A 12,244-nucleotide genomic window follows, 5' to 3' on the forward strand; every position below is an offset into this window, starting at 1 on the left:
GACGGGCAGCACGGACGCGGCGCAGCGGCAGTGCCACTTTCTTCATCAGTTACTCCCCGGCGGACGAGGCGTGGGCCGCGTGGATCGCGTGGACGCTGGAGGAGGCCGGCTTCCGCACGGTCATCCAGGCGTGGGACTTCGTCGCGGGCAGCAACTTCATCGACTACATGGACCGGGGCGTGAGCGAGTCCGTCGCGGTGATCGCGGTGCTCTCGCGGAGCTACCAGGGCTCGCGGTACGGCCGGATGGAGTGGCAGGCGGCGCTGCGCTCGGAGCCGGACCAGCCCGACCGCAGGCTCCTCACGGTGCGCGTGGACGAGGCGCCCGTCGAAGGGCTGCTCGCGACGATCACGTACGTCGATCTCGTGGGCGTCCCGGACGTGCGGACCGCGCGCGGCCTGCTTCTCACGCGGGTCGAGCAGGCGCTCGACGGGCACGCGCGTTTCGGCAGCAGTCCCGCCTACCCGGGCGGCGAGAGCGGCGCGAGCGCCGAGGGCGGCGCCGTATCCGTGCCGCTCCCCGCGCAGTCCTGGCGCCAGCCGCTCACGGGCGGCGGCGAGCGCGGCGGGCGGCGACGGCCGGGCACGGCGCCGCACTACCCGCCCGCCGCGCCGGGCGGCACGCGGCAGGCGGCCGTGAACGTCCTGCACCTCGCGGGACCGGAGTTCGGGCGCGGGCACGAGCCGGAGGAGCTGCTCAGGGACATCCAGAGCGACCTGATCGAGCTGCGGGACACGGGCGCTCCCGCGCCGGAACTCGTCCTGGTCCCGGGCGACGTGACCGCCTCCGGCTCGCCCCGCAACTGCGCGCAGGCGCACGACTTCCTCACCGGGCTGCGCGCCCAGCTCGGCCTCGCGCCGGGCCGGGTGCTGCTCGTCCCGGGGAACCAGACGTCAGTCGTCCCGGGGAACCAGGACGTCAGTCGTCCCGGGGAACCAGGACGTCAGCGACGCCGCCTGCCAGGCGTACTTCCACACCTGCGAGGCCGACGAGATCCGCCCGCAGCCCCCGTACTGGCCCAAGTGGCGCCATTTCAGCAGGCTGTTCGGCGAGCTGTACCAGGGACTCGACGTCGTCTTCGGCGCCGACCAGCCCTGGACGCTCTTCCCGGTGCCCGAACTGCGCACCGTGGTCGCCGGGTTCAACTCCTCCATCGCGCGCACGCACCGCCTGGAGGACCGCTACGGGATGGTCGGCCGCGCGCAGGCCGCGTGGTTCGCCGAGGCGCTGCGCAGGTACGAGGACGAGGGCTGGCTGCGGGTCGGGCTCGTCCGGCACCCGCTCCTCGCTCCCGCCCGCGCGGCGGCCGACGGCCCGGGGCCGCTGCGCGACACCGAGGTCTTCCAGCGGCTCCTCGCGCCCCGGCTGCACGTCCTGCTGCACGGCCCCGCCGGGGACGGCCGGGACCCGGGCGCCGCGCCCACGCACGCCGAACTCCCTTCCGCCGCCGGGCCCTTGCCGCTGCTCGGTGCCGCCGGTCCGGCGCGGTTCAGTCTGCTGCGCATCGGTGCCCAGGGCGTCGAACGCTGGGCGCCCCAGGCGGCGGGGGCCGCTGCCGGGCCCACCGTCTTCCCCGTCGAGTGGCGCGCGGCGCCCCGGTTCCCCGGCGGTACGGAGGACGAGCCGGACTCCGGGCGGGACGCCTCCCACTCCGACAACCGCGCCGTCAACGACCCGGGCGCACAGCTCGCCGAACGCGTCAAGGACGTGCTGCGCGCCCGGCGGCCCGGGGTGCGCCTGCGCGACGTACGGCCCGCCGCGCCGGAGGACCTGACGCAGGTCGTCGCCGCCTGGGACGAGGGCGGCGTCGTCCGGCTGCTGCGCGTCGCCGTCCAGCCCGGCACCCTCACCGACGCCGACCTCGACCGCTTCCCCGCCCAGGCGCATGCCGACGACGCGGGCACCGAGGCCGAGCTGGTGTACGCGGGGGAGCGGCCCGGGCCGGGGCTGCGCGAGCGGGCCGCGCGCGGCGGGGTGCGCGTGCGCAGCTTCCTGGAGCTGCAAGGGCTCATCGACCTGCGCGAGTACGTCGCCGCGCAGACCGCCGAACTCGCGGGCGACGGCGCCTACGCCCCCGAGCTGTACCTGCCGCAGCGCTACCGCGACGAGATCAGCCCGGGCGACGAGCGGGGCGAGGACCTGGTCGAGGAGATGCTGCGCCTGCTGGAGACCGACCAGGGCCGGGTGCTCCTCCTCCTCGGCAACTTCGGTCACGGCAAGACCTTCGCGCTCCGCGAGCTGGCCCGCCGCATCCCCGAACGCCTCCCGCACCTGGCCCCGTTGCTCATCCCGCTCCGCTCCCTGGACCGCTCGCACAGCCTCGACGGCCTCGTCGCCGCGCACCTCGCCAACCACGGCGTGGACGTCATCGATCTGCGCGCCCTGCGCTACATGCTCCGCCAGGGCCGCGTCGTCCTCCTCTTCGACGGCTTCGACGGCTTCGACGGCTTCGACGAACTCGTCAACCGCGTCAGCTACGAGCGCGCCGCCGACCACCTGCACACCCTCCTCAACGCCGCCGTCGACCGCGCCAAGATCGTCATCAGCGGCCGCACCCAGCACTTCCGTTCCCGCGAGCAGGTCCTCACCCCGCTCGGCGAGCAGGTCGGGCTCCTCCCGCAGCGCCGCCTGCTCTCCGTCGAGGGCTTCACGCCGCACCAGATCCGCCGCTACCTCACCAACTACTACGGCGACGAGGCGATCGCCGGCCGCCGTTACGAACTCCTGCTCGGCGTACCGAGGTTGCTCGACCTGTGCGGCAATCCCCGGCTGCTCAGCTTCGTCGCCGCGCTGGACGAGGAGCAGGTGCGGGCCGTGGCACGCTCCGAGGGGACGCTGAGCGCGGCCCGGCTCTACGAGGACGTGTTCAGCACCTGGCTGCGCTTCGAGGAGCGGCGCGGGCAGGGCGGGCCCGGGGCCGCGCCGGGCCTGGAACTGGAGCAGCTGTGGCGCGCCGTGACGGCGACGGCGCTGCGGCTGTGGGAGAGCGGGCGCGGAAGCCTGCGCCTGGACGAGCTGACGGAGATCGTCGCGGAGACCTTCGGGCACGGCAGCGACGGGACGCTCTTCGCGCAGGAGGCGCAGGAGGCGCAGGCGGTCGGCGCGGGCACGCTCCTGATCCGCGTGGACGACGGCATCTTCCACTTCATCCACGAATCCGTCATCGAGTGGCTCGTGGCGCGCGAGGCGGCCCGGCGGCTCGGCGAGGGCGACGAAGGACTGCTCGCCCTGCGCGAACTCTCCCCGCTGGCAGTCGAGTTCTTCTGCGACCTCGCGGACGCGGAGCGGGTCGCCGCCTGGGTGCGGCGGACGCTGGAGAGCCCGGGCGAGGAGGGCGCCACCGGGCGGGACGGCGCCACGGGGGAAGCTACGGGCGACGGCGCTACGGGCGACGGGGCGGCGGCTCCCCGGTCCGGCCGGGGCGCCACCGAGGCGGCCCGTACCAACGCCTACCGCGTCACGCGCAGGCTCCGCGTGCCCGCCGACGCCGATCTGCGCGGCGTGCACTTCCCCGGCGAGGACCTCTCCGGGCGCGACCTGTCCGGCCTCGACCTCACCGGCGCCAACCTCACGGACGCCCAGCTCACCGGCGCCAACCTCTCCGGCGCCGTCCTGCACGGCGCCCGGCTCGCGGGCGCCCGGCTCGACGGCACCGACCTGCGCGGCGCGGACCTGCGCCACGCCGACCTGCGCCGCGCGCGCCTCATCGGCGCCGACCTGCGCGGCGCCCGCCTCGCCGCGAGCCGCTGGCGCCGCGCCGTCCTCGTACGCGGCGAGATCGACCGGCAGGCGGTGGAGTCCGAGGACTGGCCACCGCGACCATCGCGCCGGGGATGCCCCTGTGAGACCGTGCTGCGCCCGGCGGCGGTGAGTGTCCCGTACGGCTTCGGCCAGCAGCACGGACGGCTCCCCGAGCCCGTCGCGTACAGCCCGGACGGGGAACTCCTCGCGGCCGGCAGCCAGGACGGCTCCGTCCTGATCTGCGCGCCCGAGAACGGGGAGGCGCTGCGCGTCCTGCACGGCCACACCGAGCGCGTCTACGCGATCAAGTTCCGCGACACGGTCCTCGCGACGGGCAGCGCGGACGGCACCGTACGCCTGTGGGACCCCGTCTCGGGGCGCTGCCGGTCCGTGCTCTCCGTGCACCCGGACGGCGTGTGGCCCATCACGCTGGACGAGACGGGCGCCGTGCTCGCCACGGGCGACGGCGACGGCGTCGTACGGCTGTGGGACACCGCGAGCGGCGAGCGGCTGCACGCCTTCCCCGGGCACACCGTCCTCGTCTACACGACGGCGTTCAGCCCGGACGGCCGCCTCCTCGCCACCGGCGACCGCAGCGGCACCGTACGGCTGTGGGACACGAGGAGCGGGGAACTCCTCGCGAGCCTCGGCCCGCACCAGGGGCCTGTCTTCCGCGTCCGGTTCAGCCCCGACGGCGCGCTCCTCGCCACGGCGGACGAGGGCATCGACGACCACGGCACCGTACGCGTCTGGCGCGTGTCCGACCTGCGGCCGCTGCACGAGATGCACGGCCACACCGGCCGCGTCTACACCCTCGCCTTTCACCCCGGGGGTGACCTCCTCGTGAGCGGGGACACCGACGGCGGGGTGCGGCTGTGGGACCCGCGCACCGGACGCCCGGGACCGCCGCTCGACAAGGGGCCCGGCGGCGTCTACCAGGTCGTCTTCGCCGACGACGGCCGCCACCTCGCCGCCTGCCACGCGACGGGCGCGGTCCGCCTGTGGCAGCTCTCGCCGGGCCCGGACGGGTACGAGGCCGCCGCCGAACGCTTCCAGCCCACGCCGCACCAGGGTTCGGCCTGGGCCTGCCGCTTCCGCCCGGACGACACCCAGCTCGTGACGGCGGGCGACGACGGCGTCGTGCAGATCTGGGACGCGGCGACGGGCCAGGGCAAGCCGATCCTGCGCGGCCACGGGCGGCGCGTCAACGCCGTCGCCTTCGACGCGAGCGGCACCCGTCTCGCGAGCGCGGGCAGCGACGGCACCGTCCGCCTGTGGGACGTCGCCACGGGGCAGCGCACGCACGAACTCCTGGGCCGGGGCGACCGGTTGATCTCAGCGGCGTTCAGCCCCGCCGGCACCGTCCTCGCGACGGCGGGCAGCACCGGGCACGTCTACCTGTGGGACGCGGAGAACGGTACGTTCCTGCGCGAGCTGGACGTCGAGACCGACCGCACCTGGGCGGAGGCGTTCAGCGCGGACGGCGAGGAGATCGCCACCGCCAACGACGACGACTCGGTGCGCCTGTGGCGGCGCGCGACGGGCTCCCACGGCCTGCGGCTCGACGGCCACGAGGGCCGGGTGCGCTCCGTCGCCTTCGCCAAGGACGGCGCCTCGATCGCGACGGGCTGCGACGACGGCCGCGTACGGCTGTGGCGCACCGGGGACGGCGCGCTCACCGCGACCCTGAGCGCGCACACCGACCGCGTCTACGCCGTCGCCTTCGGCCCCGGCCTGGACTGGCTCGCGAGCGCGTCCTGGGACGGCACGGCCGTCGTCTGGCGCGACGGGGCGGCCCGGCACGTGCTCCGCGCGCACACCGGCAAGCTGTGGACGGCTGCCGTCCACCCCACGCTCCCGCTCCTCGCGACGGCGGGCGACGACCGCGTCATCCGCCTGTGGGACCCGGAGACGGGCACGCGGGTGGCCGAGCTGACCGGCCACAGCGGACGCGTCTGCTCCCTCTCCTTCAGCCCCGACGGCACACGCCTCGCGAGCGGCGGGGACGACGGGACGGTGCGGCTGAGGCGGGTGCGGGCGCGCCCGGGGGCGGTCGCGGCGCAGGACGCCACCGTCACGGCGAAGGCCACGCTCGTCGGCGTGCAGGGCGGCTGGGCGGCCCTCACCCCGGACGGCGGGTACAAGTCGGAGGGAGAGGTGGGCGGCGAGTTCTGGCACGTGGTCGGCATGACGCGCTTCCCGCCGGGCGAGCTGGACCGCCACCTGCCGGGGGCGCGACGGCTGGCACGGGCGGAGGAGCTGTGAGGAGGAGCGGGGGAAGCCGCCCTCGCGCTACACCGTTCCTTCCGCCGCCGGCTCCCACTCGTACAGCATCGGCGCCGCCCCGCCCGTGACCGCCAGGAGGTGTCCCGCGGGCGTGAACACCATGTCGGCCACGTCCCCATCGACGCGCAGGTCCTCGCCCTGCCGCGCCCCCGTCCTCGCGTCCCACCCCACGATCCTGCCGTCCGCCAGGGCGGTGAGCAGGTGGTGCCCGCCGCAGGCGAAGGCGAACGCGGTCACGAAAGCGCGAGGCTCCGTCCGAAGGAGGGCGACCATGGCGCCCTCGCGCGTGTCCCGGACGCGCACGGTCCGGTCGTCCGACCGGGTGGCGAGGAGGGAACCGTCCGCCGAGAAGACGATGCCGCGGACGAAGACCGAATGCCCGACGAGGGGTTGGGCGGTGGATTTCCCGGACTCCACGTCCCACAACCGGATCAGGGTCCCGCGCTGCTCGGTGGCCGCGAGCGTGCGGCCGTCCGGGGAGAACGCCATCACGTCGGACTGCGCGCCGGGCCGCAGCGCGCGGATCATCCGGCGCTGCCGCGGATTCCACAGGCGGATGGGGCCCGCCGCCATCGCCACGGCCAGCAGGTCGTTCATGGGCGAGAACGCCAGCGCGCTGACGACGGCCATGTTGGTGACGCGCAGCGGCTCACCGATGGACCAGCGCGTGGCGGGGTCCCAGAGGCGCACTTTCTTCCCCCGGAACTGCTCGGGCCCCAGCCGCATGTCCACCGCCGTGACGAGCATCGTGCCGTCGGGGGAGAACACCGCGTCGGTCACGAGCCGCCGGTACTCCCGGTAGTTCGGTCCGGAGGCGAGACACCGGGCCTTCAGGAACGTTCCCCCCGCCGGTCGCGGCCCGGACAGGTCCCACAACAGGGCGGTCGGGCGCCTCGCGGCGAACGTGGCCAGCCTGCCGGCGTCGGCGGTGAACCGCGCGAGGTGGATGCCCGTGGTGTGCCCGCCGCCGAGCACCCGGGCGGCCCGCGCGGTCAGGCGGGGTATCCCGTTCGTGGGCGGTGCCTGGGGCGCTTCGGCGTCCGTGCCGCCCGGGGACGGCGGTGCGTCGGGCGACGGTTCCCGGGGGGACCCGGGCGCCTTGCCCGGGGTGTCCCCGCCGGGCGTGGACGGGGGCTCCGCGGCGGCGAGCGAGAGAACGAGGTGCCGCCGGAGCGCCACGTAGGTCAGGTGTTCGGCGGAGTCGGGGCGGATGATCCCGTTGTGGTCGCCGGGCAGGACGGAGACCTCGGGGAAGACGTCCTGCGCCGACGCCGGCGGGACGATGTTGTCCGTCTCCCCCGCGAACACCGCGAAGGGGATGGGACAGGTCCGTTCCGTGACGCCCTTGGCAGCCACGACGTCCCGCATGATGATGCGCCGGGCCTCGGTGATCTCCGTGTTGAGGGGCCGCAGGTCCTTCTCCTGCACGTTCCCCTGGAGGAGCCTCCGCCGGACCGCCGCCCCCCCCACTGGGTCCCGCTGTTGGGGCACGCGAAGAGCACGACGCGCCGAATCCTCGCCAGGTCCCTGCCCCTGCCCTCCGTCAGCATCCGCGAGAGGCAGTACTGGATGACGAGGCCGCCCTGGCTGTGACCGACGAGAACGAGCTGACGGTGGTGCTCCGCCTTGGAGTCGAGGTACTCCTTCAGCATGTCGGCGACGACCTTGAGGGTCGGCGTGCGGCGGCGCGGGTCGAACTGCCAGAGCCGGGACTCGTAGGCGAAGGGAAGCGCGTCCACCCGCTTGAGCAGGGGATCCTCCGCGCTCAGCGACGTGATCGCGTTCCACGTCTCCGGTGAGGAGAGGAAGCCGTGCACGAACACGACTCCCAAACGGTCCTTGTCCACATCCGTCATGGCGCCCCCGTGCTCGTCAAGGCGATACCTCCGGCGTGCTCCCGGCCCCGCCCCGGAGGGACCAGCCGAGAAGGCGCTTGGCGACCCGAAGCGTCACTACCCACGCCACAAGCGACCCAACCGGTCGCGCCCCCGCCACCGCGCGACGGCCCCCGGCGGTCTCCTCCCACGGGGGCGGCAGCGCCACCGCAGGAGCCTGACGGCCGCCCCCTGCGCGGCCCGCCACGACGCGAGCCGCACGCGAAACCACCGCGCCGTGTGGCGAGCCGCCGAGCCCGAAACCGGCCCCACTGAGACCACGACTGAGACCAGAGACACCCGCGCGGCCCGCGCGCGGAGGCGGCGTCGCATCGTCTGACGACAAAAGCCCAGCTCAGAGCGCGTCTGAGCTGGGCTTTCCGTTGAGCCCCCTGTCGGATTCGAACCGACGACCCACGCTTTACAAGAGCGTTGCTCTGGCCATCTGAGCTAAGGAGGCGGGTGCCAGCAGTGTAACGGAGGGCGGGGGTGGGGTGGTGGGCGTCGGCGGGTGCGGAGGTGGGGGTGGTCCCCGGGTGTCGTGGTGGGTCGCGTCTCGTACAATGTGGAACGAGGATCCGATTCGAGGGAGGGGGCGCTGTGGCCACCGACGAGACCCCCGGCGCCGCGCCGGAGGCGCCCCGGGCCATGCGGCGTGACGTGCGGCGGAATCTCGACGCGTTGCTCCTCGCCGCCGCCGAGGTGTTCCGGGCCGAGGGCGTGGACGCGCCCGTGCGGCACATCACGGAGCGGGCGGGGGTCGGTGTCGGCACGCTCTACCGGCACTTCCCGCTCCGCTCGGACCTCATCGTGGCCGTCTTCCGCAACGAGGTGGACGCGCTCATGGCCGCCGCCGCGCCGCTCTCGGCCGCGCACCCGCCCGTCGAGGCGCTCGTCCGCTGGCTCGAACGGCTCGCCGGGTTCGTCGCCACCAAGCGCGGCCTGAGCGGCGCGCTGCACTCCGGCGATCCGGCGTACGAGGGGCTGCGCGAGTACTTCGAGAGCCGCTTCGTGCCGGTCATCGAGGGCCTCATGGACGCCGCCGCCGCGACCGGTGAGATACACGCGGGACTCTCCCCGTTCGACCTCCTCGCCACGCTCGCCAACGTCGTGAACCCCGACGATCCCGCCTACACGGGGCGGATCATCGCGCTCCTCATGGACGGCTTGCGCTACCGCGCCGGGTGAGGCGCCGACGGTAAAAGGGGCGCCCGCCCGCGCGCCCCTCGGTCCGCCCCTTCCTTCCCCCCCCCGCGCCCGTTCGCGAACGGGAGGTTTCCTCCTGTGGCGTTCGCGTGTCGGTCGCGTGACATGACGGGGCCGGGGGCGTTCGCGCGTGCTTCGCTCGTCGGACGTCCGCCGTCGTCGTCGTGCGCCGGGCAGGGCGTCCGCCGCCGTCGCCGTACGAGGAGCGCCATGAGCACGCAGCCCGACGAGTCCGCCGCCGAGTCCTGGTCGTTCGAGACGAAGCAGGTGCACGCGGGCGCCGTGCCCGATCCCGCCACCGGGGCGCGTGCCACGCCGATCTACCAGACCTCCTCCTTCGTCTTCCGCGACACCCGGCACGCCGCCGACCTCTTCTCGCTCGCCGAGCCCGGCAACATCTACACCCGTATCCACAACCCCACGCAGGACGTCTTCGAGCAGCGGATCGCCGCGCTGGAAGGGGGAGTCGCCGCCGTCGCGGTCGCCTCGGGGCAGGCGGCGGAGACGCTCGCGCTGCTCACCCTCGCGCGCGCCGGTGACCACGTCGTCTCCAGCGCCTCGCTCTACGGCGGGACGTACAACCTCTTCCGCCACACCCTGCCGCGCCTCGGTATCGAGGTGTCCTTCGTGGACGACCCGGACGACCCCGAGGCGTGGCGCGCCGCCGCGCGGCCGGGGACGAAGGCGTTCTTCGCGGAGACGCTGGGCAATCCGCGCGGCAACGTCCTCGACATCCACGCGGTCGCGGATGTCGCGCACGCGGTCGGCGTCCCGCTCGTCGTGGACAACACCGTCCCGACTCCCTACCTCCTGCGGCCACTTGAGCACGGCGCGGACGTCGTCGTGCACTCCGCGACGAAGTTCCTCGGCGGCCACGGCACCGCGATCGCGGGCGTCGTCGTGGACGGCGGTACGTTCGACTTCGGCGCGCACGCCGAGCGCTTCCCGGACTTCACCGAGCCCGACGCGAGCTACCACGGCCTCCAGTACTGGCCCGCGCTCGGCCCGGGCGCGTACGCCGTCAAGCTCCGCGTCCAGTTGCTGCGCGACCTCGGCCCCGCGCTCTCGCCGCACTCCGCCTTCCTGCTCCTCCAGGGCGTCGAGACGCTGAGCCTGCGCATCGAGCGGCACACCGCCAACGCCGCCGCGCTCGCCACCTGGCTCGAAGGCCGCGACGAGGTGAGTGCCGTCCACTACGCGGGACTTGAGTCCAGCCCCTGGTACGAGAAGGGGCGCACGTACCTGCCGCGCGGGGCGGGCGCGATCGTCTCCTTCGAGTTGCGCGGCGGCGTCGAGGCGGGCCAACGCTTCGTGAACGCGGTGGAGTTGTTCAGTCATCTCGCCAACATCGGTGACGTGCGCAGCCTCATCATCCACCCGGCCTCCACGACGCACAGCCAGCTCGGCGAGGAGGAACTGCGGGCGACGGGCACGGCGCCCGGCCTCGTGCGGCTCTCGGTCGGCATCGAGAACCTGGCAGACCTCAAGGCGGACCTGGAGACGGGCTTCCGCGCGGCGAAGGGCGCCGCGTAGGTGCGGGAGAGCTTCCAGGGGCGGGAGCCGGAGGACGGTGAGCCCTGGCGGGTCTCCGGTGCCTGGCGGCCCGGGGACCCGGACGGGCGGCGCCTCTGGTACGCGGCGGACAAGCCGCTCGCCCTGGAGGGCGGCCCCGAACTCCCTTACCTAAGGCTTGCGTTCGAGACGTGGGGCACGCTCGCGCCGGACGCGTCGAACGCCGTGCTCGTCCTGCACGCCCTTACCGGGGACAGCCACGTGCACGGCCCGGCGGGTCCCGGGCACCCGACGCCGGGCTGGTGGGACGGGCTCGTGGGGCCGGGCCGCGCGCTCGACACGGACCGGTACTTCGTCGTGGCGCCGAACGTGCTCGGCGGCTGCCAGGGCAGCACAGGCCCGGCGTCGGCCCGTACGGAGGCGGGGCGGGCCTGGGGCAGCGCCTTCCCCTTCGTCACCCCTCGCGATCAGGTCGCCGCCGAGGCCGGGCTCGCGGACGCGCTCGGGATCGGCCGCTGGGCGCTCGTCGTCGGCGGTTCGATGGGCGGGATGCGGGCAGTCGAGTGGGCCGTGACCCATCCCGCGCGCACCGGGGCGCTGCTCCTGCTCGCCACGACGGCGGCGGCGAGCGCCGAGCAGATCGCCTGGTCGGGGCTCCAGATCGCGGCGATCCGCGCCGACCCGCACTGGTACGGCGGCGACTACCACGGCGGGACCCGGGGGCCGGTCGCCGGCCTCGCGCAGGCCCGGCGCCTCGCGCACGTCACGTACCGCACGGCCGCCGAACTCCAGGACCGCTTCGGGCGCGCGACCGGCGCGGGGGGCCGCTTCGAGGTGGACGCGTACCTCGACCACCACGCGGCGAAGCTCGTCCGCCGCTTCGACGCGGCCAGTTACGTCGTCCTGAGCGAGTCCATGAACGCGCACGACGTGGGTCGCGCGCGGGGCGGCGTCCGCGCGGCCCTGAGCCGCGTCACGGCGTCCACCCTCGTGGCGGGCGTGGACTCCGACCGCCTCTACCCGCTCGCCCAGCAGCGCGAGCTGGCGGCGTTGATCCCGGGGGCCGATCGCGTCCGCGTGATCGAATCGGCGCACGGGCATGATGGCTTCCTCACGGAGACGCGGCAAGTCGCGGCTATCGTGGCGGAGTTGCTGGCGCGTGGCTGAGGAGGGGGCCGGGGTGGCGTACGTGGTGGTGCCGGGGATCGACGGGTCCGGCGCGGCGCACTGGCAGAGCCGGTGGGAGGCGGCGTGGGGCGGGGAGGCGGTGCGGATCGCCCCGGGCTCGTGGTCGGCGCCCGTCCTGGCGGACTGGGTGGCGGCCGTGGCGGCGGCGCACGAGGCGGTGGCGGCACACGGGCCGGTGGTGCTCGTCGCGCACAGCCTCGGCTGCTGGGCGGTGGCCGAGTGGCTGCGGCGGGCACGTCCCGCCGACGTCGCGGCCTTCCTCGTCGCGGCCCCCGACCCGCGCGGCCCGGCCTTCCCGGCCGGGGCGGCGCCCGCCTTCGTCCCGCTGCGCGCGGAGCCGCTGCCGTGCCCTGCGCTGCTCGTGGCGAGTACGGACGACCCGTACTGCGCGACGCGCGAGGCACGGGAGTTCGCGCAGGGATGGGGCGCGCGACTGC

At 74.8% G+C, this 12,244-nt stretch carries 8 protein-coding genes, 1 tRNA gene and 1 pseudogene; 6 read left to right on the forward strand and 4 right to left on the reverse strand.

Annotated elements, in window-relative coordinates; all coding sequences use genetic code 11:
* Positions 1–95: 95 nt before the first annotated feature.
* Positions 96–311: pseudogene (locus tag SSBG_RS34795) on the forward strand (toll/interleukin-1 receptor domain-containing protein); the annotation flags it as partial.
* Positions 312–893: 582 nt separating this feature from the next.
* Here the strand turns inward: SSBG_RS34795 and SSBG_RS34800 are convergent.
* A complete protein-coding gene (locus SSBG_RS34800; protein ID WP_234010553.1) occupies positions 894–1,145 on the reverse strand; it encodes a hypothetical protein in 252 nt (83 codons plus the stop codon).
* Between SSBG_RS34800 and SSBG_RS15980 the strand changes: the two genes are divergently transcribed.
* Positions 1,111–6,006, forward strand: coding sequence for an NACHT and WD40 repeat domain-containing protein (locus SSBG_RS15980; protein ID WP_008747131.1), 4,896 nt, complete (start codon positions 1,111–1,113; stop codon positions 6,004–6,006). The genes SSBG_RS34800 and SSBG_RS15980 overlap by 35 nt on opposite strands.
* 27 nt (positions 6,007–6,033) lie before the next feature.
* On the opposite strand, the gene SSBG_RS36160 is transcribed toward SSBG_RS15980, so the two are convergent.
* The 3 genes from SSBG_RS36160 to SSBG_RS15990 all read right to left on the reverse strand — a co-directional run bounded on the left by SSBG_RS36160 (position 6,034) and on the right by SSBG_RS15990 (position 8,361).
* Positions 6,034–6,774, reverse strand: coding sequence for a WD40 repeat domain-containing protein (locus SSBG_RS36160; protein ID WP_420790339.1), 741 nt, complete (start codon positions 6,772–6,774; stop codon positions 6,034–6,036).
* A 437-nt stretch (positions 6,775–7,211) separates the two neighbouring features.
* Positions 7,212–7,883, reverse strand: a complete 672-nt coding sequence (locus tag SSBG_RS36165; protein ID WP_158677785.1) for an alpha/beta fold hydrolase — start codon at positions 7,881–7,883, stop codon at positions 7,212–7,214.
* Positions 7,884–8,287: 404 nt separating this feature from the next.
* Positions 8,288–8,361, reverse strand: a tRNA-Thr gene (locus SSBG_RS15990).
* Positions 8,362–8,501: 140 nt separating this feature from the next.
* Between SSBG_RS15990 and SSBG_RS15995 the strand changes: the two genes are divergently transcribed.
* The 4 genes from SSBG_RS15995 to SSBG_RS16010 all read left to right on the forward strand — a co-directional run.
* A complete protein-coding gene (locus SSBG_RS15995) occupies positions 8,502–9,089 on the forward strand; it encodes a TetR/AcrR family transcriptional regulator (RefSeq protein WP_008747134.1) in 588 nt (195 codons plus the stop codon).
* 228 nt (positions 9,090–9,317) lie between these two features.
* Positions 9,318–10,640, forward strand: coding sequence for a bifunctional o-acetylhomoserine/o-acetylserine sulfhydrylase (locus tag SSBG_RS16000; RefSeq protein WP_008747135.1), 1,323 nt, complete (start codon positions 9,318–9,320; stop codon positions 10,638–10,640).
* Complete coding sequence (metX, locus tag SSBG_RS16005) at positions 10,641–11,786, forward strand: homoserine O-acetyltransferase MetX (protein ID WP_008747136.1); 1,146 nt, start codon at positions 10,641–10,643, stop codon at positions 11,784–11,786.
* The coding region (locus SSBG_RS16010) for an RBBP9/YdeN family alpha/beta hydrolase (RefSeq protein WP_234010554.1) at positions 11,779–12,244 on the forward strand (466 nt) is incomplete at its 3' end. The genes metX and SSBG_RS16010, both read left to right, overlap by 8 nt.

The organism is Streptomyces sp. SPB074 (genome assembly GCF_000154905.1).
GTDB lineage: Bacteria > Actinomycetota > Actinomycetes > Streptomycetales > Streptomycetaceae > Streptomyces.